We start from the raw sequence: 26,838 nt of genomic DNA on the forward strand, positions 1-26,838 counted from the left end.
CCCAAGTTATTAACACTGCTAAAATAGACACTTATAGTCTAAATAAAATGATGAAAAAATGCGTGTAAATACAGAACGCTGGAATCCATTAGCATTTCTCTGTGTACTATCTTTTTTAGTCACAGCTTGTGGTGAGCTTAATGTTCCGTCAGGGATAGTTTATTGCTCAGAAGGAAATCCAGAAACATTTAACCCGCAACTAATTACATCAGGCACGACGATTGATGCAAGTTCACATCAGCTATATAACCGCCTAATTGAATACAACAATGACTCTTCTGATTACATCCCATCTCTTGCCACTGACTGGCGCGTATCAGAAGATGGTTTACGTTATCACTTCACTTTACGTGAAAACGTACAGTTTCAATATAATGAACTGTTTAACCCGTCTCGCAACATGAATGCGGATGATGTCATTTTCTCTTTTGAGCGAATCATCAATATTGAACATCCCTACCATCTCGTCAGTCGTACCGGTTATCCTTTTTTCCAAAGTATCGACTTTACCACCTTAGTGACTGACATTGAAAAAGTGAATGACCATGAAGTCATCTTTCACCTTGCCTATAAAGATGCCTCTTTTTTATCTAATCTTGCGACGGACTTTGCCGTAATTTTATCTGCTGAATATGCTGAGCAACAACTCGAGGCTGGCACCCCTGAAAATCTAGATTATTTTGCCATTGGAACTGGGCCGTTTTATTTAGCTGAATACGTCAAAAATGATTACATTCGCTTTAAACGCAATCAGTATTACTGGGGAAAAAATGCAGAAATAGATTTACTTGTATTTGATATTACTCCTAAAAGCGAAGCCAGATTAGCCAAAATTATTACTCAAGACTGCCAAGTCTCAGCCCTGCCTAAAGCCAATGAACTTAAAGTCATAAGCAAACATAAGCACCTAGAGGTCAGTACAAAACCGGGGCTTAATGTTGCATTTTGGGCATTTAACACCCAAAAGCCTCCTTTAGATGATGTCAGAGTTCGCCAGGCTTTAGCCCATGCTGTAGATAAACAGAATATCCTTAATGTGGTGTACCATGACACAGCTGTTGCCGCGACAGGTATTTTACCACCAGCATCATGGGCTTATTCAGAAATTGAAGATGCTAATGATTTTGACCCAGAAAAAGCCAAATATTTACTGGATGAAGCAGGAGTAACGGACTTAACATTTGATATTTGGGCGATGCCAGTGGTGCGGATTTACAATCCTAATGCGCTAAAAACAGCCGAGTTGATTCAAGCAGACCTTGCCAATATCGGTGTTAAAGTCAATATTGTCAGCTATGACTGGAGTGTATTTACCCAGAAGTTAATTTCCAGTGATTATGATTCCGTACTGATTGGCTGGAATGCCGATAATACTGACCCAGATAACTTTTTTACCCCTCTATTAAGTTGCAGCGCATTAGAATCGAACAATAACCGTTCTCGCTGGTGTTCTGCAGAACTAGATAATATATTAGCCAAAGCAAAAGAAACACGTGTGATGTCAGAGCGTAAACGGCTTTATAGACAAGCTGAAACGTTAATCACCAAGAATGTTCCTATGGTAAATCTTGCTCATGCACAAAAGCTACTGCTTAAGAATACCGACGTTGCGGTTAAAAATGTCAACCCATACGGCGGAATGTCTTTCTCCAATGTGCAGTTAATTAATGAGGAGAAAACTCGCTAATGTGGCGCTACCTACTCCGACGAATTAATCTATTTTTTGCCACTTCATTAGTCATGATGGCAGTGCTATTTTTTGCCACAGGTATGTTCCCTGTAGACAAAAGTTATGCATTAACAGGTATTCAAACCCCGACTGCCGAGCAACAAATTCAGGCCACTGAAGATTATAATCTCGATGGTAACCAACTGAGTCAATTTATTGCTTACCTAAGTCAGCGCTTAAGTGGTAATTTCGGTATATCTATCAACTCTCAACAAAGTGTCGCAGACGAATTGAGTGCCGTTTTGCCCGCCTCGTTTGAGCTGTCTATGTTTGCTGGAGTCATTGCGATCTGCTTTGGCGTCCCTTTAGGGGTATTGGCATCTTTAAGTAAAAGTAAGTCGATTCAACGTAGTATTTTAGCCGTAACACTTACAGGCTATTCAATTCCTGTGTTCTGGTTAGGTTTGACATTATCTCTATGGTTTGGGGTGCAGCTTGAGTGGTTACCCATTTCCGGGCAGATAAATTTATTATATGAAATAGAACCCGTTACTCGGATCATGTTGATTGATATTTTATTGTCAGATGAAAGCTATCGTATGTCTGCTTTTAAAGATGCACTTTTACATATCATATTACCTGCAGTGACGTTAGCAGTCTTACCCTTTACTGTCGTCATTCGCATTACTCGCCAAGCAATGATGACTGTTATGACTCAAACGTATATCCGCGCAGCTGAGGCTCGTGGGTTAAATACTTACCGTATTTTAATTAAGCACGCCCTTCCCAATGCGCTTATTCCTGTTCTGAAAGCCTTTGGGTTAATGCTCGGTTCATTTGCCAGCTATGGTATCGTTGTTGAAGTTATATTCTCATGGCCTGGTGTAGGTTCTTGGCTTATCAATGGTATTTACCAGCGTGATTACACAGTGATACAAGCTGGGATTTTATCGGTTTCGTTATTGATTATCTTTTTAAGTATTATGATCGAACTTGTGCATACCTCTATTAACCCAATTAATAGGAAAGAAATGTATGCCAATTAATCACCTCTATAAAGAGGAACAGATCACTTCCCCCTTAAGGGAGTTATGGCGTTCATTCGCAAGTAACCCCTTTGCTGTTGCAGGTTTGTGGGCTGTTATTTTCTTATTGATACTCGTCGTCCTTGGCCCTTTGCTGGCTCCTTTTCAGCCTGAGATGCAAAATCCAAATGCGATATTACTACCTCCGTCTTGGGATCCAACAGGCCATGTTTCTCATTTTCTGGGCACTGACGACTTAGGCAGGGACTTATTCAGCCGAATTTTACATGGCGTTCGACTGACTTTTGGTATGTCGCTTATCGTTGTTGTCTGCGCATTAGTCGTGGGTTTTATTATTGGCTCTTTGTCAGGCATGATGCGTGGATTAAAATCCAGTATCCTTGGCCATCTATTTGATGCACTACTGTCCATCCCATCACTCCTACTTGCAATCTTGGTGGTGGCAGTTACAGGCCCAGGTTTAAACAATGTTTTTTGGGCTGTTGGCATCGCATTAACACCACAGTTTGTAAGAGCTATTCACCAGGCGGTTCATGAAGAACTGCAAAAAGAGTACGTCACTGCTGCAAGATTGGATGGTGCGAGTTCACTGCAAATTTTCTGGTATGTCATTATGCCCAATGTATGGGAAGTGGTGATCATACAAACCACCATTGCGATATCGGTGGCGATTCTTGATATTGCTGCCTTAGGCTTTTTAAATCTTGGTGCACAAGCCCCAAGCTCTGAATGGGGCTCAATGATTTTTCAAGGGTTAAGCAGTTTGCTCATTGCACCTTGGACAATCACCATTCCAGGCCTTGCCATTTTGTTTACCGTTTTATCCATCAACTTAGTGGGTGACGGACTACGCTCGGCACTAGCGCCGATAAGAAACTAAGCTTATGCCATTACTCGATATCAGAAATCTCACCATTGAGCTTGATACGCCACAGGGCAAAGTCAAAGTCCTTGAAAAGGTCAGTTTAACCATTAACCCTGGTGAAATTCATGGTTTAGTTGGAGAGTCTGGCTCTGGCCGAAGCTTGTTAGCAAAAGCCGTACTCGGAGTACTTGGTCCGAACTGGAACATCATTGCAGATCGTATGATGTGGGATGGGCAAAACCTCATGGAAATGTCGACAAAACAGCGCCGCAACCTAATGGGCTCTGATATGACGATGATATTTCAAGACCCATCAGGTAGCTTAGATCCGGTGAAAACCATTGGCAGTCAATTAATCGAGTCGTTAACCCCCAATAAAGCGGTGCCCTTTTGGCGACGTGCTAAAGACACGCGATTAACGGCGCAAAAGTGGCTGCATAAAGTGGGGATAAAACACCCTAAACGTATTATGAAAAGCTACCCTTGGGAGCTATCGGAAGGTGAATGCCAAAAAGTCATGATTGCAATGGCTGTCGCAAATCATCCACGTTTGTTAATTGCCGACGAACCTACAAACTCGATGGAGCTTAGTACTCAAGCGCAAATATTCCGTTTATTGTCCCAGCTTAACCAATTGCAAAACGTTTCAATTCTACTGGTTAGCCATGAATTAGAAACGCTAGTTAAATGGTGTGATCGCATCAGTATTTTGTATAGTGGTCAAATTATGGAAACGGGGCCGGTAGCTGAGTTAGTTACCTCCCCTTATCATCCATATACAAAGGCTTTATTCAAAAACTTGCCTGAACATACTGGCAAGTTAAAACACAAATCATATTTACCTTCTATGCCTGGTTCATCCCCTTCATTGCAGCACTTACCTGCCGGTTGTCGGCTCGGACCTAGGTGTCCAGATGCTGAGCGCCAATGTGTAATACAGCCGAGTCTTACTCACGAAAAAGACCGCTATTATGCCTGCCACTTTCCATACAAGAATGAGATAGAAGATGACAACGCCATTACTTAAAGTAACCGAACTAAGTAAGCGCTATTTTACGGGCTACAAGCGCTTTAAAGCTCAGTACAACCATGCGCTGTCCCCTGTCTCATTTGAATTAGAACGAGGCCAAACACTCGCCATTGTTGGTGAGGTCAGCTCAGGCAAGAGCACCTTGGCTCGTATGTTAGTTGGAGCAGAATCACGTTCTGGCGGAACCATAGAGTTTGAAGGCGAAGCGTTAGAAGCTAAAAACCTAAAACAGCGTTGTAGATTGATTCGAATGATTTTTCAAGACCCTAATACATCACTCAACCCGAGGTTGACCATTGGTGAGCTACTTGAAGAACCACTTAGATTTAATACGGCAATGCCAAGAGCAGAACGAATCGCTCAGGTCGTCGATACGTTACGAAAAGTCGGTTTATTGCCAGAGCACGCCAGTTTTTACCCTCATATGGTATCGGAAGGACAAAAACAGCGGGTTGCAGTTGCTAGGGCATTAATGCTTAATCCTAAAATTATTATTGCTGATGAAGCATTAACCTCACTCGATTTATCGGTGCGTTCGCAAATTTTAAACCTGCTGTTAAAGCTACAAAAAGAGATGGGGTTATCTTATATTTTCGTGACTCACAACCTCAATGTCGTCCGACACTTTAGCGACAAGGTGATGGTGCTCAATAAAGGGGTATTGATTGAAAAAAATACCACTGCAGAATTATTTGAAAACCCGCAAGAAGAATACACTCGAAGACTCATTGCTGAGCAAGCTCAGTTAACCGCAAAGCGATAAACTGCTCCAACCACTGAGTTATTTTGGCTTTTTTACTAAAAATAAGTGCCATTTCGATGGCTAACTATTTATCCTAAGGCCAATGTTAAAGGAAAAAGAAAAATTATGATTATTAAACCAAAAACACGCGGCTTTATTTGCACCACAACTCACCCACTAGGATGTGAAGCAAACGTCAAAGAACAAATTGAACTAACCAAAGCCAAAGGTAAAATTGCCAACGGCCCTAAAAAAGTATTAGTTGTTGGTTCTTCAAGTGGTTATGGCTTATCATCACGTATTGCCTCAGCTTTTGGTAGTGACGCAGCCACCATCGGTGTATTCTTTGAAAAACCAAGCACCGAAACGAAACCAGGTACAGCTGGTTGGTATAATTCAGCTTATTTCGATAAATTTGCTAAAGCTGAAGGCCTGTATTCAAAAAGCATTAACTGTGATGCGTTCAGTCACGAAGCTAAGCAAAAAGTCATTGAGCTTATCAAACAAGACTTAGGCCAAATTGATATGGTCGTTTATTCACTGGCATCACCAGTTCGTAAACTACCTGATACTGGCGAAGTCATCCGTTCAAGCCTTAAACCAATTGGTGAGACTTATACAGCAACGGCTGTAGACACCAATAAAAACACCATTATTGAAACATCTGTAGAGCCAGCTACTGAGCAAGAAATTGCCGACACCGTTACGGTAATGGGTGGAGAAGACTGGGAATTATGGATGAATGCACTTAGCGAAGCTGGTGTATTAACCGATAATTGTAAAACAGTTGCTTACAGCTATATCGGCACTGAAATCACATGGCCTATATACTGGCACGGTGCATTGGGTAAAGCCAAAATGGATTTAGATAGAGCTGCACATGCACTGAATACAAAGTTATCTGCGACTGGCGGTTCTGCTAATGTTGCAGTACTTAAAAGTGTCGTGACTCAAGCAAGTTCTGCAATTCCTGTCATGCCGCTTTATATTGCCATGGTCTTTAAAAAGATGCGTGAAGAAGGTGTGCATGAAGGCTGTATGGATCAAATTTATCGCATGTTTAGCGAACGCTTATTCCGTGAAGACGGGCAAGCTGCAGCAACAGATGACAGTAATCGCTTACGTCTTGATGATTGGGAATTACGCGAAGAGATTCAAAAACATTGCCGCGACTTATGGGCTGATGTAACCACTGAAAATTTAGCTGAATTAACAGATTATAACGAATATAAAGAAGAGTTCTTGAAACTGTTCGGCTTCGGTATAGACGGTATTGATTATGATGCAGACGTAAACCCTAACGTAACGTTTGATGTCATCAGCTTATAATTTAACGTCGAGAGAATGTTAAATACCAGCAGGGGTTAACCTAATGCTGACAATTAAAAAATCAGCCTCAAATGAGGCTGATTTTTTTAAAATAACTGGCTAATAAACATCACTAGTTTAACGAGCACACACCCACCCGCTCCCATCATAAATAAATACATATAGAAAAAACCAACGCCCCCCATTGAAGGATCGTTATGAGCTTCTATCGACACTTTAGATACAGCAAATATAAAACAAAAGTTGAGTAGTAAACTGATAATAAAATAGTCACCGAATACAGGACTAAACCCACCTAATGCCGCAAAAGGCATGATCAACAAATCTGAAAATTCAGTTTCATTGGTTTTATACACTTCTAACGCTCGACTCAAGGTCCAAATGATGACCCCGATAAACATGCATAGCGAAACACCTAGTGCGCTAAATACGCTATCTAGAGACAATAAAGGCGTTGCGACTTCCGAAGAGTTTGAAGTATCTGAAGCACCAGAAAAAAAACTTATTATTGTGTATCCGATACCAAAGTTACAAAACCAAGCTGTACCAAAAACAAGCAGACTTTTTACTTCTACAGCGTTACCTGCCGTTTTACGTATGATTTGACTTAGTGCGATACCTAACAGCGCCACAACAGTTAATATGGCAAACGCATAACCAAATTGCTCAAAATAAAAGAATGAAAAACTGGGAGGAATGGTAATAAAGGATTGATGAAACTCATTATCAGACTTTGATTTTTCGCTTGGTTTGTAGACAGTGTAATAAATAATGAAAGGTTGCAAAGCCATCAATAGCATTGCTAAATAGTTAATATCCATATCGTACTTCATTCCATTTAATCGATTATAATCTTATCAAGGTAGTCAATTACCTTAAAATTATTATACTCATTTACACCTACTTGTATAACGCAGTTAACTTAAAAACAAACAAATCACAAAACACTTTCTGAAACAATAATAGAAGTCATTAGCCGATGACACTCAAGTTTACGCTCTTAAATAAAAAGGCCAAGCTGATGAGACTTGGCCTTGTGGGGATTTAGGGATGATGAATCTAGTTAATTGCTATTTCTTTTCAAGTGCGTGTTTAGCTGCATTTTCGCCAGCTTTACGTCCAAATACCACAGTTTCAGCAATAGCGTTACCGCCTAAACGGTTATGGCCGTGTAAACCACCAGTCACCTCACCAGCAGCAAATAAACCATCCATTTTCCAGCTTTGCAAGTTAAGCACGTTTGCATCAGTATCGACCGCAACGCCCCCCATAGTGTGATGGATGCCAGGTGCAACTTTAACAGCGTAAAATGGTGCTTTAGTTAAGTTAATTGGCATATCTTCACGACCAAAAGCCTCGTCTTTACCACTCGCTTGATACTTGTTGTAATCAGCTGCTGTTTTAGGTAAATCTTTCATACCTGTTATTTTCGCAAGTTCTTCAATGGTATTGGCTTTACTTAGCATTCCTAAATGCTCGTAACCACGCACCATTTTCTTTTTCTCAACTAACTGCTCGTCAAATACCAACCAAGCATACTGATCTTTTTGCTTCAAAATCGCATCAGATGCACGGTCGCGAGTTGTTAATTCACTGATAAAGCGTTGTCCATCAGTATTCACCATAATAGCGCCCACACCACGTACGGTTTCTGAGATAAGAATACGGCTATCTTTACCAATGGTAGGATGCGCCTGAACCCAGTCAATGTCAGTCATCGATGCGCCAATTTCTTTAGCCAGTAATACACCGTCACCCGTCGCGGTCACGTTGTTTGAGCTGGTCATGTCTTTCATGGTTGGACGATAGTAAGCCACCATTTGTTTGTTCATACCGTAACCACCTGTTGCTAACACAACAGAATCCGCAGCGACCATGTTATAACCAGAATGACGGCCATGCACTACCACACCAGCGACTGATTTATCGTCATTTAACACAATTTTTTCTATACGAGAGTTCACACGTACAGGAATATCACGCTCTTTTGCTGCAACGCGTAAAGTATCAATAATATGTGGGCCAACAGATGCACCACCTGAAGGACGATGAGTACGTTCAACACGTGCGCCTCCAGAACGTTTTAAGTCATCCATATTTGCACCTAAAGACTCGAGCCAAGCAACGGCACCAGCAGACTCTTCAGCTAAGATTTGTACCAGTTTAGGGTCGTTTTTATAGCGACCACCTTTCATTGCATCTTCTGCATACCAATCAACAGAATCTTCGATGCCTTTCGCTTTTTGTTGAGGAGTACCGACAGCATTGATACCACCAGCTGCTAACATTGAGTTCCCCCCTGTATAAGGTGCTTTTTCAAACAATACGACATTCGCGCCTGCCATTTTGGCTGAAATTGCAGCGTTAAATCCAGCAGAACCACCGCCAACAACAATCACATCAACCGTTTCTACTGGGCCTTTATCAATGGCTTTTTGGATTTTGTCTTGGTTCCAATCGCCATCCCACTTTTTCTTCTCTTTAGCATCGGCAAATGGCATTTCCATTTCAAAGTTATGGCAGTTATTACAAGTTAGTTCAGGTTTAGCGTGCCCAGTGTGACAAGACGTACAGTTAATGTCGCCAAGATGAGATGCATGAGGATCAAACTCTAACTTGTCATTGACTAAATCAGCATAGCTACCATGGCAGTCCTGACATTGTGCATTTTCATGAGTCTGGCTATCCGTCATTGATTTCTTAATGTCTTTCATTTTTCCAGTGACGTGACAAGTTTGACAATCACCCATTTCAGTATGAAAAGAGGCTAAATCATTTTTTGCAATTGCACTACCAGACGTAAGCATCATCACTGCTACTGCCGAAGCTAAGTATTTAAGTTTCATGTGTCGTTCCTTTATGAGTTTTTTATATCTCGCTTTTTGTTGCAGCAAGATTACTCACTAAGAGGTAGCAAAACTTCGATCTTCATCAAATTTAATATTTGGTTAAGTTTTTATGAAAACCTGTTCAGTTCTCCTTAAACCGCAACAAAAAATAAACAGCTGTGACCCACGTTCAAATAAATAAAATTTGAAATCTCTACGATATTAATCAGCAAATTTAGCAAGCCAAAGTCCGAAAATCTTTTTAATTATTTATACAAATAGAAAAACAGATTAGGCACTTAACAAGAATCACATAATAAAAATTTAATTCACTAATTAACTAAGTCATAACGTTTAAAAAATAAGACTTATATAAAATTTATTTATAGAACATGGGATTGAACATGAAAAAATCGACATTATCACTCGCACTATTAACAATGTTATCTGCAAGCTCATCAGCAGCACTGGCTGATTCTCCACAATTTTATGGCCGTTTAGAAATGGCACTGACAGAATCGGATAACGGTGCAACAACGCAGAATGGAAAATCTGGCACTGTGCTTGAAAATAATTTTTCTAGATTAGGCGTTCATGGCAGTGAAACAATTGCTAATGATATTGAGTTACTTTATCGCGTCGAGTTACAAGTTAACGCAGCAACAAATGAAGGTAATGATGACTTATTCAAACCAAGAAATACCTATTTAGGTTTAAAAACAAATCTAGGTACAGTGTTAGTTGGTCGAAACGATACGGTCATGAAAACCTCCAAAGGCACTGCAGAAGCATTTGCACTAACCAACGCAGCATATAACCGTATGATTGCAGGCCAAGTTCGTAAAGCTGATGGAATAACTTATTACTCACCAAAAGTCGCCGATTTAATTACTTTTAATGCAACTTATTTAATGGATGATAATTATGCTGAATATGATGAAAACGGTGCTCGGACTGATTATAACGAGCAACAGTATGCAATAAGTCTTATCGCAGGTGACAAGAAACTCAAAAAGCAGGCTTATTACCTCGCAGCAGCATATAACACTATTGGCGGCGTAGACGCTTATCGAGGCGTGGCGCAGGTTAAATTTGGCAACGTGAAATTAGGTGGATTATTCCAAAATACTCAAAGCCAAGCTTACAGTTATAAAGAAGGTAACTCTTACTTCCTTAGTGCCATTTATAATCTCAATGGCGTTAATCTAAAAGCTGAAATTGGCAAAGATGAAGCTGGTTTCGGTAAGTATTTTAAAAATAGTGCGGCTTCTTCAAGTGAATATAACCGTGCTACTGATGTCGATATTAGTTCGTTTGTAATTGGTGCAGACTACCGCTTCGCGAAGTCAACAATGGTATTTGCTCATTACGCTAAATATGAAGGTGAATATCGGGTTGAAAATACAGGTCCCGTTATTGATTTAGAAGACGACAATATTTTCACAGTCGGTATTAGATACGACTTTTAATGACTTTTAGCAGCGCTGGAACCTCTCCCTTTTCTAGCGCTGCATTTTAAGTTAAAAGTTTTTACGAAAACTTGAGCGAGGTTACAAAAAAGACATGCTAATGTCTGATTTTAGGATGGTTTTTAAATACTCAGTTATAATCACTTATATCATTTAAAGACGGTGCATAATTGATGAAAATCACCCTCAAACAATTAACCATTTTTAAAGCTATTCATAGTAATGGACAGATCTCGAAAGCAGCACAAATGCTACATATGTCTGTCCCTGCGGTGAGCATGGCGTTAAAAGAGCTTGAAAGCTCTCTTGGGACTCGATTATTTGAGCGTAGCAGTAACGGACTGACTATTAATGATAATGGTGAGGTCATTTTGCCCTATGCCAATGAGATGCTGTCTAAAGGGACGCAGTTAGAACAAATGTTTGCAGAACGTAATGCAGTCGGTGGCACAATTAAAGTCGGCAGTAGTAAAACCGCCGGTAACTATATTTTATCTCGTAAAATTCCGCAGTTTAAAAAGCTACATCCTTTGGTTGATATAAAACTGGTTATTAATAACAGTTTAACGATTGAAAAAATGGTCTCAGAAAAAGAGCTAGATTTAGGATTTGTAGATGCCAAACCTGGCCTTAATAACCTTCAGTATGACCAATGGATTAAAGATAAAATTTGCCTAGTAACAAGTTGTGATAATCCTATTATTAATGAAAATATCACGGCAGAGTTGCTATCAGAACAATTATGGATTCTGGATGAAACCATGTCAGTATCGAGATTACGTAATACACAACTACTAAAAAGCGCTAGAATCAACATTCAGCACGAATTATCAATGAATACGATGGGAGCGATAAAACGCGCGATAGGTACAGGTATTGGCGTCAGCGTCTTGCCATATCTGGCTGTTAAAGAAGAAATAAAGCGTGGTGAAATTGTTGAATTACAATTAGCGAATTGGGATTTTCAACGTAAGTATTGGTCAACATACCGCAACGAAGAACCCCTAACTGCTTTATTGGAAGAGTTTATTAGATTCTGTAACCAATAAGCCTCACTTTTAAAGGTTGCCAGCACGATAATGATCACTCAAGACCCCGTTATTTTTGGCTTATTGGCAACCATTATTGGCTTGGTATTTTTTACCAGTACTTCGTCACATCCTGTATGGCGTCAAGTATATCGATTTATCCCTGTGATGGTGATGTGTTATGTCCTCCCTTCACTACTTAATACCCTCAATATTGTTGATGCTAGCCACAGTCAACTCAACTCCATTTCATCTAATTATCTTATGCCAGCTTGTTTAGCCTTGTTGATAATAAGTGTCGACATTAAAGCAATTTTATTGCTTGGGCCTAAGATTGTTATCTTGTTTTTATTAGGCAGCTTTGGCGTCATTATTGGCGGTCCATTAACCTTATTGTTGTTTTCTTATATCGCCCCTGAGAGTATTAATTGGGTTGGTGCAGATGCGGCTTGGCGCGGTATGGCAACACTTGCTGGAAACTGGGTAGGCGGAACAGCTAATCAACTGGCGATGAAAGAAGTGTACGAAGTCGATGATAATCTATTCGCCATTATGATTTCTGTCAATGTGGTTTACTCAGCAATATGGATGTCATTTTTATTAATTTGTGCCAATCACGCTAAAGCCATTGATAAAACGATAGGTGCTGATGCCAGTCAATTTAATCAACTAGTCAATGTCACTGAAAACGCTTCAAAGACTAAACTGCAACTCCCAAGTTTACATAGCTATATGCAAATTTTTTGTGTTGCTTTTGGTGTAACTGGACTCGCACATTTTGGGGCAGATATACTCGCCCCATTTTTCGCTGAACATTATCCTGCAACTGAAAAATACAGTTTTACCTCTAGCTTTTTTTGGGTTGTTATTTTAGTGACCACTGTGAGCGTCATATTATCTCATACTCGAATCCGTCATCTAGAAGATCTAGGCGCCTCTAAAATATCCACTGTGATGCTTTACTTTCTGATAGCCAATATGGGACTACAAATGGATTTAACCATGATTGATGACTTCCCAATCTATTTTGCTATCGGGTTCATATGGTTAACCATCCATGCACTGGTGGTCATTATTGCGGGGGTATTGATGAAAGCTCCGGTTGCTTATATGGCGATGGCAAGCCAATGCTGTATCGGTGGAGCAGCCTCTTCACCTGTGGTTGCAATGGCATTTCATCGTTCGCTAGCACCCGTTGCCATCATGTTTTCAGTATTTGGCTATGCTTGGGCAACATACATGGCGTGGATTTGTGCCGAAATGATGAGAATCACGGCACATTAAATTCATCTGAATAGCAGTTAATCAAGACCTAAATAAACTCGTGTGGCCTGTTTTGAAGGCTCTGTGATATTAAGTTGTTCAAATATCAACGGCACATTTTTTAATCGTTGATTTGTTGAACTCAACCATGCTCCATAAAGATACTTTAATTTACGCTCTAGCTCTTTATCAGACCCGACATGCATAAAAGAAGCATACTTTCCTTCAGGTATGCAAGAGTAATAAAAATACTCAGAGTCATTGATAGCAGGCTCTATGCGTTGCTTCTCTAGTGTGTTGATACTCACTGCAATATCAATATGCAATTGCTCTGTTAATTTCGGTTTGCTTTGATATACAAAATTGAATGTTCTACTGCTTGTAGGAGACAGTTTATTGGCTTGACGAAATGCTCTCATCGCCTGAATAGTTTGCGGTAAATACTGTGCTTCAGCCTGATGGCTAATCATTGCGAGATCAATCTTATCAAGTTTACAGTTGTCGATATTCACATCAGCAGCAGTTAAATCATTATGCCCTTCAGATAAGGTTTTTAGCGGTTGCTGCTTTTGAAAAAATTGCCCCCAATCAGGCTGACGTTGAAAAGCTTGTGGTGATTGACCAATGGCTTGTGTAAAGTCTGTAATAAAGGCTGTTTCACTTTGATAGCCCACAGACACAGCGACCTCTTTAATTGAAATTGATTTATCAAAGCCTAATTGTTGTCCTGCCTCTAGGTTTCTAAGTAAAGCAATATAATCTGTTACTGATGTATGAAACAAACTTAAAAAAATAAAATTAAAATGGTATTCAGGTACTTTGGCAATATCAGACAATACAGATAATGAAAGCGGCTTTGATAGGTTTTCATCAATGTGAGTTAACACCGCTTCAAACCTTTGGTTAATTGATTCCATTAACTTAAATTGACCTCTTTAGGTTATGTTTTCCATCACTGAATTACAGTATTACAAAATTATTTATTGGATCTGTTGCCAATTCAAAAAGCCAACGTCTGCCAATGCAAGTAATTGTTTATCTTCGTCTGTGTCACCATAGGCATAAACAGTATCGAAGGAGTCTAAATTAAATTCAGCACTGACACGCCTTGCTTTTTCAGCGCCTGAACAGTCTCCGTTTTTGTACGTACCCGTCAAACGTTGGCCTTTGGTGTTCAGGGTTGCACAAATCAATTGAAATTGATGTTTATCGCACCAAGGGGTTAAATATGTATCCAGTGAAGCTGAAACAATAACGATGATATCACCTTGAGCCCTATGCCACTGGAGACGCTTATTAGCTTGTGTCATAACAAGTTGATCAAGAGTTTGTGCATAGTCCTTTCCCTGCGTGTAAACCGCTTTTTTATTGCGCCCACAAAAAGCAAAAAAACTGACAATAGAACGCGTTGTTGAGCCACCGATTAATTTACATTTATACAATACAATCACTGGCAACAGTAGTATTGTGCATACTATGCGACGCCATTTAGGCACACTAAAATGGATAAAAGGCGTATAGGTATCTTTTTCGGTGATCGTGCCATCAAAATCAAATAGCGCAATGTTCATGAGCATCCTTCTCATCTAGTTGTAAAATAAATACATACCAAAAATAATTGAATAAAAACCAAAAAAAAGCCAAGGATAACCTTGGCTTTTTAATGTTAATACCCGGTTTTATTCAGCAACTGGGTACTCAATTTTTGCTTTTGATTTAAGCGCGGCAATGACAGAGCGGTAATCCGCTTCACTGTATTGCGGAGCTAAACGTTGCTTAATTGAATCAATAACATTGCTATCAATCCCCTCAGCTTCGTTCACTTTATCCACTGCAATGACCGCAAAGCCATTTGCTAACGCTGCGGTATCAAACGATACACCGCTTGCTTCAGGAGCAGGCATTTGGAACGCTTTAGTCGTAATCGCTTGATCGATATCTTGATTGAATCTGGCTAATTGCGCTTTAGTCGCAACAGTCAAATCAGTGATTTCTTCGCCAGCTTTAAGTTTAGCAAGATACTCATTGGCTTTTTCACTCGCCTGAAGGTTCGCTTTATCTTGAACCAAGCGCGCTTCGATACCAGCTTTAACATCAGCTAGTGGTAAAGTACCCGCATCTTGATGCTTTAATAAACGAATAACAACCACATGATTAGGAGCAAGTTCAATCACTTCACTGTTCATGCCACTGGTAATCACTTCGTCAGAAAATGCAGTGCGAACTAAATCAGGGCTACTTAGGTTAGCCGGAGCATTGTCACGAGAGAACAAGCCTGTAGACTGAACTGTCGTACCGAGTGCTTTAGCTGTTTCATCTAACGTATCTGGCACTTCGTAGCTAGTATCAGCAAGAATGCTTTGTAAGCTATAGAACTCATCAACTGCTTTTTTGTTTTGTAAATCAGTAACAATCTTATCTTGAACTTCTTCAAACGGTGCAGCTGCGCCAGATTGAATATCAAGTAATTTAACGATGTGGTAGCCGAATTCACTCTTAACAATTTGTGAGTATTCACCTTGGTTAAGTGCAAACAGCGCTTCATCGAATGCTGGATCCATCACACCTTGCTCGAACCAATCAAGTTGGCCGCCTTGCTCCGCACTAAACTGATCATCTGAATCAGTTTTAGCAACTTCTGCAAAGTCTTCACCAGCTTGTAATTTAGCTAAGCTTGCTTCAGCCTTTGCTTCATCAGCACTATCGTCGCCAGAAGCGAATAAGATATGGGCAGCTAAACGTTTTTCAGCTGTTTGATACTGTTGTTTGTTTTCTTCGTAGTATGTACGTGCTTCATCGACAGACGTATCCATCCCTTTAGCAAGTTCAGCAGCGTTTAACTCAACGTATTCTAAGCTGACTTTTTCTTGATCCATAAATTGCATCAAGTTGCTGTCATAGTAGCTCTTGATCTCTTCATCCGTCACACTAGCAGTTGCTAAATAAGGAGAAGAATCAACGACTAAGTAACGTATATCACGGGTTTGACCTTGGATTTCTGCAAGTTGCTTAGCTTCACCATCCAACACGAACTCACTGCCCACTAACGAAGTCAATAACTGACGACGAGTCATATCGGTACGCATCATGTCACGGAAGCTATTAGTTTGATAACCAAGCTGACGTAATACTGCTAAGTAGCGCTCGTTATCAAACACACCATCGGTTTGGAATGCTGGTTCGTTAACAATCGCTTGTTTAATTTGTTCATCAGAAACACGAAGACCTAAATCTTCAGCTGCTTGAGTCATTAACTTATCAGCGATCAGGCGGTCTAATACGTTCTGCTTGATACCGTTCATGTACGTATCATCAGCAGATAATGCATCAAACATTTCGCCAAGCTGTTGCTCTAAACGGCCACGTTCATTTTGATAAGCTTGTTCTAGTTCATTTGCGGTAATATCGTCGCCATTAACAACGGCAGCAGCTACATCAGTTGATGTGCCTAGGTAACTACTTACACCAGCAAATGCGAACGAAAGGATCACTAACACTAAAATACTTTTAGCGACAACGCCTTGTGAGCCTTCACGAATTTTTTCTAACATCTGAATTCTCGCTTGTTGCGATTAAAAAAATAAAAAGGCGCACCACTTGGGGATGCGCCTTCTTGTAATTTATATGGAGTTATCAGACGCTACCTCGGGTATGACCCAATTCCTCCGATTATTAAAATTAACATTGTTATTCTTAATAATCTTTTCGTAAAAAGCACTGCCAAAACAGTGCTTTTTAACTATGCCTTACAAAAGGCAACGATATTAACTATTCTTAGTTAACAGCGTCTTTTAGAGCTTTACCCGCTTTGAAAGCTGGGATGTTAGCCGCAGCAATCTTAATTTCTGCACCAGTTTGTGGGTTACGGCCAGTACGCTCAGCACGCTGACGTACTTCAAAAGTACCAAAACCAACTAGAGAAATTTTATCGCCTTCTTTAAGTGCTTCAGTAACAGCACCAATGAAAGAATCTAATGCACGGCCTGCGCCAGCTTTAGAAATGTCAGCACCAGAAGCGATTTTCTCGATTAGTTCAGATTTGTTCATGTCATCCCCTTGAATGTTTATTTTCGCGCCGCAACCAAATCCGTCTTTAGAGCGGTCTGCGGAGGCTTTTTTGTTATAAGTTTGATACCACACCAAACTTAGTTGGAAAACCAAAAAAAATGTACTTGGATACAGCTCAAAGTCAGTTGCGCCAAGGGTTTGGTGCTAACTGACTCTCCACTTATCTAGGCTACCACAGCTTTACAGATTGTTAAGCCCCTTTTTTCATTTTTTTTAGGTTCAAAGCAACTTTTTTTGCTAATTAGCTACTTTTTAACCACTTCAAAGCCTTTTACTGGCTTTTCTAAGGCCAATTCAAGTACTTCATCGACCCATCTGACTGGGTGAATCTTAAGATCGGCAATGACATTGGCTGGAATTTCTTCCAAATCACGCTCATTTTCTTTAGGAATAAGTACAACTTTTATGCCGCCACGATGTGCCGCAAGTAACTTTTCCTTCAAACCACCGATAGGTAGAACTTCCCCTCTTAGGGTAATTTCACCAGTCATGGCCACATCACTCTTAACCGGATTACCCGTTAAGCTTGATACCAACGCTGTACACATTGCAGCACCTGCAGATGGTCCATCTTTAGGCGTTGCCCCTTCAGGAACATGCACGTGAATATCACGTTTTTCGTAAAAGTCACTGTTAATGCCTAATTGTTCAGCGCGAGCACGAACAACTGTCATGGCAGCTTGAATAGACTCCTGCATGACATCACCAAGTGAGCCAGTATAAGCAAGTTTGCCTTTACCTGACACCGACGTCGCTTCAATAGTCAGTAAATCGCCACCAACTTGCGTCCAAGCTAAACCTGTCACTTGACCAATTTGATTATTAGACTCAGCTTTACCGTAATCAAAGCGCTGCACACCGAGGAATGATTTCAAGTTATCTTGATTCACTTCGACGGTTTTAACTGATTTATCTAAAAGAATCATCTTAACGACTTTACGGCACACTTTTGATAGCTCGCGCTCTAGTGAACGGACACCAGCTTCTCTAGTGTAGTAACGGATCATGCCAATAATGGCGCTATCATCGATATTAATTTCTTTTGGTTTTAACCCGTTTCGCTCGATTTGCTTAGTCAATAAATGCTTTTTAGCGATATTCAATTTTTCATCTTCGGTATAACCCGATAAACGAATCACTTCCATACGGTCTAATAACGGCCCTGGAATATCCATTGAATTCGATGTTGCCACAAACATCACGTCAGATAAGTCGTAATCAACTTCTAAGTAATGGTCATTAAACGCTGCGTTTTGCTCAGGGTCTAGTACTTCAAGTAGCGCTGATGATGGGTCACCGCGCATATCTGAGCTCATCTTATCGATTTCATCTAATAAGAATAATGGGTTTTTAACACCCACTTTGGCCATTTTTTGGATCACTTTACCTGGCATAGAACCAATATAAGTTCGACGATGACCACGAATTTCAGCTTCATCGCGTACGCCACCTAAGGCAACGCGAACATATTTACGTCCTGTTGCTTTAGCAATTGATTGGCCTAATGACGTTTTACCAACACCTGGAGGCCCTACTAAGCAAAGGATTGGTCCTTTTAATTGTTTAACTCGACTTTGCACAGCAAGGTATTCAAGAATTCGTTCTTTTACTTTCTCTAACCCGTGATGATCGGTATCTAAAATGGCTTCAGCTTTTGACAAGTCACGTTTGATTTTTGAACGCTGACTCCAAGGTACAGACGTCATCCAGTCTACGTAACTTCTTACCACTGTCGCTTCTGCTGACATTGGCGACATCATTTTTAACTTATTAAGCTCAGCTTCCGCTTTTTCTTTTGCTTCAGCCGGCATTTTGGCTTCTTCAATCTTGCGGCCTAAAACTTCAAACTCATCTTGACCTTCATCAAGATCGCCAAGTTCTTTTTGAATGGCTTTCATTTGCTCATTCAAGTAATACTCACGTTGGCTTTTTTCCATCTGCTTTTTAACACGACCACGAATGCGTTTCTCAACTTGAAGTAAGTCGATCTCGCCTTCCATCATTGCCATTAAATATTCAAGACGTTCGCCAACATTGATCATTTCAAGCACTGATTGTTTGTCTTCAAGCTTTAGCGGCATATGAGCTGCCATAGTATCAGCAAGACGGGCAGCTTCTTCAATACCAGTTAAAGATGTCAGTACTTCTGGTGGAATTTTTTTATTTAGCTTGATGTAGCCTTCAAATTGGCTAATAGCACTTCGAACCAGTACTTCTTCTTCTTTATCAGCTAACTCTTCAGACGCTAACATTGTCACGTTTGCGACAAAGAATTCATCTTCTTGTGTGTACTCAGTGACTTTGGCACGCTGACCACCTTCAACTAGCACTTTAACCGTGCCGTCAGGTAATTTTAATAACTGTAAAATAGATGCAACGGTACCAATTTCAAAAATATCGTCTTTTGCTGGCTCGTCTAAATCAGCTTCCCGCTGGGCGACCAGTAATATTTGCTTATCTTGTTCCATCGCTGATTCAAGGCATCGAATAGATTTCTCTCGTCCGACGAATAGCGGAATTACCATATGGGGATAAACCACTACATCTCGAAGTGGCAGCACGGGGAGTTCGATATGCGCTTCACGCTCTTGGGTCATAGTTCGATTCCGTTTGATGAATGGATTATATAATCAGTATATTGGGATGTTTCTAAGAGTTTCAATGGGCAATACGAAAAAAGGAGCCCAATGGACTCCTTATTTTTCAACTATTAGCAAAAGCGACGAATTATTGCTCGCCACCAGCAACTTGGTTGTCAGCATTTTCGTAAATCAAGATGGGGGCAGACTCGCCTTTGACGACAGATTCATCGACAACAGCTTTAATTACGCCCTCAACTGAAGGAATATCATACATAGTATCAAGTAAGATATCTTCAATGATTGAACGAAGGCCACGAGCACCGGTTTTACGCGTCATCGCTTTATGAGCAATGGCTTTTAAAGCATCTTCACGGAACTCAAGTTCAACCTCTTCCATCTCAAACAATGCACCATATTGTTTTGTTAGTGCATTTTTAGGTTGAGAAAGAATCTGTACTAGCGCTGCTTCATCTAATTCAGTTAGCGTAGCAACAACAGGTAAACGGCCAATAAACTCAGGGATTAAGCCAAACTTAATCAAGTCCTCAGGCTCAACTTTGCCTAACGTCTGAGAAATAGTGACTTTATCAGCTTCACCCTTAACTTCAGCGCCAAATCCAATACCTGTTCCAGTTAGCCCACGTTGTTCAATAACTTTTTCAAGCCCAGCAAATGCACCACCACAAATAAATAGGATTTTAGACGTATCTACTTGCAAAAACTCCTGCTGTGGATGTTTACGTCCACCTTGTGGAGGCACAGAAGCAACAGTACCTTCAATTAGCTTAAGCAAAGCTTGCTGAACACCTTCACCAGATACATCACGGGTGATTGATGGGTTGTCAGATTTGCGGCTGATTTTATCGATTTCATCGATATAGACGATACCGCGCTCCGCTTTCTCAACGTCATAATCACACTTTTGCAGTAGCTTCTGAATGATGTTTTCAACATCTTCACCTACGTAACCCGCTTCAGTTAGTGTCGTTGCATCAGCCATAGTAAATGGCACATCTAATGAACGAGCTAACGTCTCAGCTAGCAGTGTTTTACCACTACCCGTTGGTCCAATAAGCAAGATATTACTTTTACCTAGTTCAACACCTTCAATCGGCGTGCCATTGCGTAAACGTTTATAATGGTTATAAACAGCAACTGACAGCACCTTTTTAGCTTGGTTCTGACCAATAACGTAATCATCTAAGTGCTCACGCAATTCGTGTGGTGTTGGCAACTTGTCTTGATCACGCTTTGGCGAGATCTCTTTAATTTCTTCACGAATGATGTCATTACATAACTCAACACATTCATCACAAACATATACCGAAGGTCCAGCGATTAGCTTTCTTACTTCATGTTGGCTTTTTCCGCAAAAAGAGCAGTACAGTAGTTTGCCACTGTCACCGGTACTTTTGTTATCGCCCATTACCCTACCTCTGTTGCAGCCTGTTCACTGTCTTTAGATATACTCTCTGTGCATTATTTGTACTACACAGAAACAGTTAAATATTTTTTATACGCTATTCATCACAGAATAGCGTACTCAGGCTTAAAAATCAGCTACGCTTTTCAAAAACTGAATCAACTAAACCATAATCAGCAGCTTCTTGTGCACTCATGAAGTTATCACGGTCTGTATCACGCTCAATAACATCTAATGGTTGCCCAGTGTGTTCAGCTAACATTTCATTTAATTTATTCTTAATGCCTAAGATTTCTTGAGCATGAATTGCAATGTCAGACGCTTGGCCTTGGAAACCACCCAAAGGCTGGTGAATCATGACTCGAGAATTCGGCAAACAATGACGCTTACCTTTTGCGCCACCCGCTAATAAGAATGCGCCCATGCTGCAAGCTTGACCAATACATACAGTGCTTACGTTCGGTTTAATGAACTGCATTGTGTCGTAAATTGCCATACCAGCAGTGACAGAACCACCTGGCGAGTTAATGTAGATTGAAATATCTTTATCTGGGCTTTCTGATTCTAGGAACAGTAACTGCGCCACGATCAGGTTAGCCATGTGTTCTTCAACCTGACCAACCAAGAAAATTACTCGCTCTTTTAATAAACGAGAGTAAATATCATATGAACGCTCACCTTTAGCAGTTTGTTCAACAACCATAGGTACAAGAGCATTGAGTACAGATTCTGGCGCTTTATGCATTTTATATTTCCCTAAAATAAAAATGGCTCGTATGAGGAACCTCATACGAGCCATTATAAATGGCGAACCGCCAATCAAGTCAAGCGATGGTTACGCTTTACCTGTTGCCTTGTTCATAAATTCTTCAAATTCGACGTCTTTAGTCGTCACTTTTGCAGATTTTAGTAAAACTTCAACAGCTTGCTCTTCAAGCGCTACGTTGCGCATGTTTTGCATAAGCTCTTTGTTGCCATTGTAGTATTCAACCACTTCACTTGGATCTTCATAAGCTGAAGCCATTGAAGCAATAAGACCTTGAACACGTTCGTCTTCAGCTTGAAGCTCGTTAGTTTTGATAACTTCGCCAAGAAGTAAACCAATTTTAACGCGACGCTCAGCTTGCTCTGTGAATAAATCAGCAGGAAGCTCAGGCATGTTCTCAGTTTGGCCACCAAAGCGTTGCATAGCTTGTTGACGAAGAACGTTAACTTCACCGTCTACTAGTGCTTTAGGGATAGTGATTTCGTTAGCTGATAATAAGCCTTCGATAACTTGCTCTTTCACATTTGCTTTTAGCGCTTGCTCAAGTTCACGAGTCATGTTTTTACGGATTTCAGCTTTAAGTGCGTCTAAACCACCTTCAGCGATACCGAATAAAGAAGCGAATTCATCGTTAACTTCTGGTAATTCTGCAGACTGAACTTCAGTAAGTGTAATAACGAACTTAGCTGCTTTACCTTTTAAGTTTTCAGCATGGTAGTCTTCAGGGAAAGTCACTTCGATTTCGAATTCATCACCTGCTTTATGACCGATAACACCAGTTTCGAAACCAGGGATCATACGGTTGCTACCAAGTTCTAATTCGAAGTCGTCAGCTTTTCCGCCTTCAAACTCTTCACCATCAACAGAACCAACAAAGTTCATTTTAACTTTGTTGCCTTCTTCTGCAGCAGTTTCAACTACAGCAAATGTAGCGTGTTGCTTGCGAAGTGTTTCAATCATAGTGTCAACGTCAGCGTCATTAACTTCAGCTTGTGGTTGTTCAACTTCAATTGCGTCTAGACCCGTTAATGCTACTTCTGGGTAGATTTCAAACGTTGCAACGAACTCAAAGTTTTCGCCTTCAGTTTTACCTGGAGCAAAAACTGGCGCGCCTGCTGGGTTTAACTTTTCAGCCATGATAGCTTCGATAAAGTTGCGTTGCATAACTTCACCAGTGACATCTTGACGAATAGCAGCGCCGTAGCGTTGCTTGATGACAGAAACTGGTACTTTACCTGGACGGAAACCAGAAATCTTTGCACGCTTCGCTTCACGTATTAAATTGTCTTTAACTAATTTCTCAATTTGTTCAGCAGGAACAGAAATTGTTAGGCGACGTTCTAGGCCTTGAGTTGTTTCAACAGAAACTTGCATTGTTTTACCTCGAAATATGTCTGACGTCCTTTGTAATAGTCGAAAGCTCAACTATTAAATATTCGTTTCTTGATTATTAATGTTTACTAATAAAAGCATGATACAGCAGCTTTTCAGCGCTATTACCTGTAGTAATTCGTATTAGATATTTATCAAGACGCGACATTATAGCGACCGATTACAATAGAGTCGAGCCTGAAAATGCGGTTATATGGGGATTTTAGACATAAAAAAAGCGACCTAAGGTCGCTTTCTCTACAATCGTGCATTTTTAATGCAGAATTTGGGGTGACTGATGGGGCTCGAACCCACGACAACCGGAATCACAATCCGGGGCTCTACCAACTGAGCTACAATCACCATAATTTGGTACGCCACTCAGGATTCGAACCTGAGACCCACGCCTTAGAAGGGCGTTGCTCTATCCAGCTGAGCTAGTGGCGCTTGGCTTACATACTTATTCTGTATACCTGCTAGATAAATAGTAAACTGATTTGGTTTTCAGTTTAACTTTCCCAGCTTATTCATAAAGCGTTAACTTTACAAATAGAAATTTGGTCGGTGATAGAGGATTCGAACCTCTGACCCTCTGCTCCCAAAGCAGATGCGCTACCGGGCTGCGCTAATCACCGAGAAGTCTTGCCAATCAAGGTTTATGCATTAACTTAATGCCTTAACTGCGAGAACGGAGCGCATATTAACGAGTCACTTTACTATCGTCAACGATTTTTTTTACAAACTTGTTCAGCTGCTGTTTTTACACACAAAAAATTCTGTTTTCAATAAATGACTAAGTCAATAATCATGACAGAACTATGGCTGACTGATAGAATACGCGTCGTTAAAATTCATATATCATCGCGCCATATAAAGGAAACTATACCCCCATGACTGCCCAAAATATTGATGGCAAAGCGATCGCACAATCTATTCGTAGCACGTTAAAAGAAAAAGTGCTGGAACGCAAAACTGCTGGCAAGCGTATTCCTGGCCTCGCGGTTATCCTAGTCGGCGCTGATGCAGCGTCTCAAGTTTATGTAGGTAGTAAACGCCGCGCTTGTGAAGAAGTTGGCTTCGAATCTTACTCATATGACCTTGAAACCAGTACAACTGAAGCTGAACTATTAGCCTTAATCGATCAATGTAATGAAGATCCTAAAATTGATGGAATTTTGGTACAACTTCCCTTACCCGCTCATATTGAAGATTCAAAAGTGATTGAGCGTATCAGACCTGATAAAGACGTTGATGGATTTCACCCTTATAATGTTGGCCGCTTAGCACAACGTATTCCTGTATTACGTTCATGTACGCCAAAAGGCATCATTACCTTAATAAAATCTACGGGCGTAGATACCTATGGCTTGGATGCAACCATTGTTGGCGCTTCAAACATTGTTGGCCGCCCTATGACACTTGAATTACTCCTAGCGGGTTGCACTACAACAACTTGTCATCGTTTTACAAAAAATCTAGAACAAAAAGTACGTCAAGCTGATTTACTGGTTGTCGCGGTAGGAAAGCCAGGCTTTATTCCAGGAGAATGGATTAAGCCTGGTGCAATAGTTATTGATGTAGGGATTAACCGACTTGAAGATGGTCGTTTAGTTGGTGACGTTGAGTTTGATGTTGCAGCAGAAAAAGCTGCGTTCATTACACCGGTACCTGGCGGTGTTGGCCCAATGACAATCGCAAGTCTACTTGAAAATACGCTTTATGCTGCCGAGCAGTATCACGATTAACTGTAAATGCTTAATAATTAAGCTTGCTTTGTTTTGACCCAAAGCCTACTGATAATAAGCCTATAAACAAAAAAGCCTGCTAAAAATAGCAGGCTTTTTTATCACAAGGACTTAACTACGACTTCTTTCGCCAAGTTGTGCCTTCTTCACCATCTTCAAGTACGACGTTTAATGCATTTAGTCTATCGCGAGCAGCGTCAGCAGCTGGCCAGTCTTTCTCTGCACGGGCGCGATTACGCTCAACTATCAGCGCTTCTATCTCTGCCACTTCATCATCGCTACCGTCACCTTGGAAGAATGCATCAACATCACGGTTGATAATACCCAACACATCTGTCAGTGACTTAAGGCTCACACCCAATGCACTTGCCTGAGCCATATCCACCAATTTCAAGCGGTTAATTTCACGCACCATATCAAAAATTACAGAGTAAGCTTCTGGTGTATTAAAGTCATCGTCCATTGCGACAGTAAATTTATTAATAAATTCTGTAGCTGGTGCAGCCTCAACCGTAAGGTCAAGCCCTTTAAGTGAAGTATAAATACGTTCAAGAGCCGATTTAGCTTGTTTTAAATTGTCTTCTGAATAGTTCAATTGACTACGGTAATGGCCTGACAATAAGAAATAACGCACTGTTTCAGGATCATAATGGGCTAATACATCACGAATAGTGAAAAAATTACCTAATGACTTGGACATTTTTTCTTTATCAACCATGACCATTCCAGTATGCATCCAGTAATTCACGTATTGTGAACCGTGGGCACAGCAAGACTGAGCAATCTCATTTTCATGGTGTGGGAACTGCAAGTCACTGCCACCGCCATGGATGTCAAAATGCTCGCCTAAATGCTTACTGTTCATCGCAGAACATTCGATATGCCATCCAGGACGACCTGGTCCCCATGGCGACTCCCAAGTTGGCTCTCCTGGCTTGGACATTTTCCACAATACGAAATCCATAGGATCACGCTTTGTATCTTCAACTTCTACTCGTGCGCCAGCTTGTAATTGCTCAAGATTTTGGCCTGATAAACGTCCATACTCAGGAAATGAAGAAACGCTAAATAGTACATCGCCACTTTCAGATACGTAAGCATGATCTTTAGCAATCAGCTTTTGAACCATCTCGATGATTTCTTCGATATGTAACGTTGCTCTTGGCTCAAAATCAGGTCGCATCATGTTCAATGCATCAAAATCATTATGCATTTCACCAATTAATCGCTCAGTTAACGAATCACAACTTTCATTGTTTTCAGCGGCACGCTTAATAATCTTGTCATCAACATCGGTGATATTACGCAGGTAATTCACTTCGTAGCCGCGGTAACGTAAATAACGAACGATCATATCGAAAGAAACAAAAGTACGACCATGGCCAATATGACATAAATCGTAGATGGTGATACCACATACATACATGTCAATTTTTCCAGGGTTAATCGGCTTAAATTCTTGCTTATCACGACTCATACTATTGTAAATTTTCAACATCGATGGTTCTCTTTTACTCGTTTTGATACCAATATAATTGGGATAAAGTCTATCATGAGCAATACTGTTTTGAATACTGCACTTTAAGCCTCACGTTAGATAAGTTAGAATCCCGC

General features: G+C 40.6%; 21 protein-coding genes and 3 tRNA genes. 10 read left to right on the top strand and 14 right to left on the bottom strand.

Annotated features, from left to right (window positions below; genetic code table 11):
* Nucleotides 1-58 precede the first annotated feature (58 nt).
* From A9267_RS04545 to fabV, 6 genes are all read left to right on the top strand, one after another.
* Nucleotides 59-1,687 carry an ABC transporter substrate-binding protein gene (locus tag A9267_RS04545; protein ID WP_065108367.1) on the top strand — a complete coding sequence of 543 codons (1,629 nt, stop codon included), beginning with the start codon at nt 59-61 and terminating at the stop codon, nt 1,685-1,687.
* Nucleotides 1,687-2,715, top strand: coding sequence for an ABC transporter permease (locus A9267_RS04550; protein ID WP_065108368.1), 1,029 nt, complete (start codon nt 1,687-1,689; stop codon nt 2,713-2,715). The genes A9267_RS04545 and A9267_RS04550 overlap by 1 nt, the downstream gene beginning before the upstream one ends.
* Complete coding sequence (locus A9267_RS04555; RefSeq protein ID WP_065108369.1) at nt 2,705-3,595, top strand: ABC transporter permease subunit; 891 nt, start codon at nt 2,705-2,707, stop codon at nt 3,593-3,595. The genes A9267_RS04550 and A9267_RS04555 overlap by 11 nt, the downstream gene beginning before the upstream one ends.
* Before the next feature lie 4 nt (nt 3,596-3,599).
* Nucleotides 3,600-4,607 carry an oligopeptide/dipeptide ABC transporter ATP-binding protein gene (locus A9267_RS04560; RefSeq protein ID WP_055023866.1) on the top strand — a complete coding sequence of 336 codons (1,008 nt, stop codon included), beginning with the start codon at nt 3,600-3,602 and terminating at the stop codon, nt 4,605-4,607.
* Nucleotides 4,588-5,373, top strand: coding sequence for a peptide ABC transporter ATP-binding protein (locus tag A9267_RS04565; protein WP_065108370.1), 786 nt, complete (start codon nt 4,588-4,590; stop codon nt 5,371-5,373). The genes A9267_RS04560 and A9267_RS04565 overlap by 20 nt, the downstream gene beginning before the upstream one ends.
* 105 nt (nt 5,374-5,478) lie before the next feature.
* Entirely contained in the window at nt 5,479-6,681 is a 1,203-nt protein-coding gene (gene fabV / locus A9267_RS04570) for an enoyl-ACP reductase FabV (RefSeq protein WP_065108371.1), read from the top strand.
* An 86-nt stretch (nt 6,682-6,767) separates the two neighbouring features.
* Here the strand turns inward: fabV and A9267_RS04575 are convergent, their stop codons facing one another.
* Nucleotides 6,768-7,502 carry a hypothetical protein gene (locus A9267_RS04575; RefSeq protein ID WP_065108372.1) on the bottom strand — a complete coding sequence of 245 codons (735 nt, stop codon included), beginning with the start codon at nt 7,500-7,502 and terminating at the stop codon, nt 6,768-6,770.
* A gap of 249 nt (nt 7,503-7,751) precedes the next feature.
* A complete protein-coding gene (locus A9267_RS04580) occupies nt 7,752-9,527 on the bottom strand; it encodes a flavocytochrome c (RefSeq protein ID WP_065108373.1) in 1,776 nt (591 codons plus the stop codon).
* A gap of 386 nt (nt 9,528-9,913) precedes the next feature.
* On the opposite strand from A9267_RS04580, the gene A9267_RS04585 reads away from it, so the two are divergent.
* From A9267_RS04585 to A9267_RS04595, 3 genes are all read left to right on the top strand, one after another.
* Nucleotides 9,914-10,978, top strand: coding sequence for a porin (locus A9267_RS04585; RefSeq protein WP_065108374.1), 1,065 nt, complete (start codon nt 9,914-9,916; stop codon nt 10,976-10,978).
* A gap of 173 nt (nt 10,979-11,151) precedes the next feature.
* Complete coding sequence (locus A9267_RS04590) at nt 11,152-12,027, top strand: LysR family transcriptional regulator (protein ID WP_065108375.1); 876 nt, start codon at nt 11,152-11,154, stop codon at nt 12,025-12,027.
* Nucleotides 12,028-12,057: 30 nt separating this feature from the next.
* The gene (locus A9267_RS04595; protein ID WP_065108376.1) at nt 12,058-13,290 is read left to right on the top strand and encodes a DUF819 family protein; all 1,233 of its coding nucleotides are present in this window, start codon (nt 12,058-12,060) and stop codon (nt 13,288-13,290) included.
* Between the two features lie 17 nt (nt 13,291-13,307).
* Here the strand turns inward: A9267_RS04595 and A9267_RS04600 are convergent, their stop codons facing one another.
* The 11 genes from A9267_RS04600 to A9267_RS04650 all read right to left on the bottom strand — a co-directional run bounded on the left by A9267_RS04600 (nt 13,308) and on the right by A9267_RS04650 (nt 24,114).
* Nucleotides 13,308-14,186: an AraC family transcriptional regulator gene (locus tag A9267_RS04600; protein ID WP_065108377.1), complete on the bottom strand. Its 879-nt coding sequence runs from the start codon at nt 14,184-14,186 to the stop codon at nt 13,308-13,310.
* A 63-nt stretch (nt 14,187-14,249) separates the two neighbouring features.
* Nucleotides 14,250-14,840 carry an HAD-IB family phosphatase gene (locus A9267_RS04605; protein ID WP_065108378.1) on the bottom strand — a complete coding sequence of 197 codons (591 nt, stop codon included), beginning with the start codon at nt 14,838-14,840 and terminating at the stop codon, nt 14,250-14,252.
* Between the two features lie 108 nt (nt 14,841-14,948).
* A complete protein-coding gene (locus tag A9267_RS04610; protein ID WP_065108379.1) occupies nt 14,949-16,820 on the bottom strand; it encodes a SurA N-terminal domain-containing protein in 1,872 nt (623 codons plus the stop codon).
* A 223-nt stretch (nt 16,821-17,043) separates the two neighbouring features.
* Complete coding sequence (locus A9267_RS04615) at nt 17,044-17,316, bottom strand: HU family DNA-binding protein (protein WP_055023877.1); 273 nt, start codon at nt 17,314-17,316, stop codon at nt 17,044-17,046.
* A gap of 266 nt (nt 17,317-17,582) precedes the next feature.
* Nucleotides 17,583-19,934, bottom strand: a complete 2,352-nt coding sequence (gene lon / locus A9267_RS04620) for an endopeptidase La (protein WP_065108380.1) — start codon at nt 19,932-19,934, stop codon at nt 17,583-17,585.
* Nucleotides 19,935-20,064: 130 nt separating this feature from the next.
* Nucleotides 20,065-21,345 (bottom strand): ATP-dependent protease ATP-binding subunit ClpX, encoded by a 1,281-nt coding sequence (clpX, locus tag A9267_RS04625; protein ID WP_055023879.1) that lies wholly within the window; start codon nt 21,343-21,345, stop codon nt 20,065-20,067.
* 130 nt (nt 21,346-21,475) lie between these two features.
* Entirely contained in the window at nt 21,476-22,087 is a 612-nt protein-coding gene (gene clpP / locus A9267_RS04630) for an ATP-dependent Clp endopeptidase proteolytic subunit ClpP (protein WP_055023880.1), read from the bottom strand.
* 90 nt (nt 22,088-22,177) lie between these two features.
* Nucleotides 22,178-23,482, bottom strand: coding sequence for a trigger factor (gene tig, locus A9267_RS04635; protein ID WP_055023881.1), 1,305 nt, complete (start codon nt 23,480-23,482; stop codon nt 22,178-22,180).
* 284 nt (nt 23,483-23,766) lie between these two features.
* Nucleotides 23,767-23,842, bottom strand: a tRNA-His gene (locus A9267_RS04640).
* A gap of 7 nt (nt 23,843-23,849) precedes the next feature.
* Nucleotides 23,850-23,926 (bottom strand) — tRNA-Arg (locus A9267_RS04645).
* A gap of 111 nt (nt 23,927-24,037) precedes the next feature.
* Nucleotides 24,038-24,114 (bottom strand) — tRNA-Pro (locus A9267_RS04650).
* 255 nt (nt 24,115-24,369) lie between these two features.
* On the opposite strand from A9267_RS04650, the gene folD reads away from it, so the two are divergent.
* The gene (gene folD, locus A9267_RS04655) at nt 24,370-25,224 is read left to right on the top strand and encodes a bifunctional methylenetetrahydrofolate dehydrogenase/methenyltetrahydrofolate cyclohydrolase FolD (protein WP_055023882.1); all 855 of its coding nucleotides are present in this window, start codon (nt 24,370-24,372) and stop codon (nt 25,222-25,224) included.
* A gap of 115 nt (nt 25,225-25,339) precedes the next feature.
* On the opposite strand, the gene cysS is transcribed toward folD, so the two are convergent.
* Nucleotides 25,340-26,722, bottom strand: coding sequence for a cysteine--tRNA ligase (gene cysS / locus A9267_RS04660; RefSeq protein WP_065108381.1), 1,383 nt, complete (start codon nt 26,720-26,722; stop codon nt 25,340-25,342).
* Nucleotides 26,723-26,838: the final 116 nt, after the last annotated feature.

This window comes from Shewanella sp. UCD-FRSSP16_17 (genome assembly GCF_001675935.1).
GTDB classification, from domain to species: domain Bacteria; phylum Pseudomonadota; class Gammaproteobacteria; order Enterobacterales; family Shewanellaceae; genus Shewanella; species Shewanella japonica.

Coding starts and splice junctions, on each gene's coding strand:
- A9267_RS04545 (WP_065108367.1), top strand. CDS start 59: ATGCGTGTAAATACAGAACGCTGGAATCCATTAGCATTTCTCTGTGTA.
- A9267_RS04550 (WP_065108368.1), top strand. CDS start 1,687: ATGTGGCGCTACCTACTCCGACGAATTAATCTATTTTTTGCCACTTCA.
- A9267_RS04555 (WP_065108369.1), top strand. CDS start 2,705: ATGCCAATTAATCACCTCTATAAAGAGGAACAGATCACTTCCCCCTTA.
- A9267_RS04560 (WP_055023866.1), top strand. CDS start 3,600: ATGCCATTACTCGATATCAGAAATCTCACCATTGAGCTTGATACGCCA.
- A9267_RS04565 (WP_065108370.1), top strand. CDS start 4,588: ATGACAACGCCATTACTTAAAGTAACCGAACTAAGTAAGCGCTATTTT.
- fabV (WP_065108371.1), top strand. CDS start 5,479: ATGATTATTAAACCAAAAACACGCGGCTTTATTTGCACCACAACTCAC.
- A9267_RS04575 (WP_065108372.1), bottom strand. CDS start 7,502: ATGGATATTAACTATTTAGCAATGCTATTGATGGCTTTGCAACCTTTC.
- A9267_RS04580 (WP_065108373.1), bottom strand. CDS start 9,527: ATGAAACTTAAATACTTAGCTTCGGCAGTAGCAGTGATGATGCTTACG.
- A9267_RS04585 (WP_065108374.1), top strand. CDS start 9,914: ATGAAAAAATCGACATTATCACTCGCACTATTAACAATGTTATCTGCA.
- A9267_RS04590 (WP_065108375.1), top strand. CDS start 11,152: ATGAAAATCACCCTCAAACAATTAACCATTTTTAAAGCTATTCATAGT.
- A9267_RS04595 (WP_065108376.1), top strand. CDS start 12,058: ATGATCACTCAAGACCCCGTTATTTTTGGCTTATTGGCAACCATTATT.
- A9267_RS04600 (WP_065108377.1), bottom strand. CDS start 14,186: ATGGAATCAATTAACCAAAGGTTTGAAGCGGTGTTAACTCACATTGAT.
- A9267_RS04605 (WP_065108378.1), bottom strand. CDS start 14,840: ATGAACATTGCGCTATTTGATTTTGATGGCACGATCACCGAAAAAGAT.
- A9267_RS04610 (WP_065108379.1), bottom strand. CDS start 16,820: ATGTTAGAAAAAATTCGTGAAGGCTCACAAGGCGTTGTCGCTAAAAGT.
- A9267_RS04615 (WP_055023877.1), bottom strand. CDS start 17,316: ATGAACAAATCTGAACTAATCGAGAAAATCGCTTCTGGTGCTGACATT.
- lon (WP_065108380.1), bottom strand. CDS start 19,934: ATGACCCAAGAGCGTGAAGCGCATATCGAACTCCCCGTGCTGCCACTT.
- clpX (WP_055023879.1), bottom strand. CDS start 21,345: ATGGGCGATAACAAAAGTACCGGTGACAGTGGCAAACTACTGTACTGC.
- clpP (WP_055023880.1), bottom strand. CDS start 22,087: ATGCATAAAGCGCCAGAATCTGTACTCAATGCTCTTGTACCTATGGTT.
- tig (WP_055023881.1), bottom strand. CDS start 23,482: ATGCAAGTTTCTGTTGAAACAACTCAAGGCCTAGAACGTCGCCTAACA.
- folD (WP_055023882.1), top strand. CDS start 24,370: ATGACTGCCCAAAATATTGATGGCAAAGCGATCGCACAATCTATTCGT.
- cysS (WP_065108381.1), bottom strand. CDS start 26,722: ATGTTGAAAATTTACAATAGTATGAGTCGTGATAAGCAAGAATTTAAG.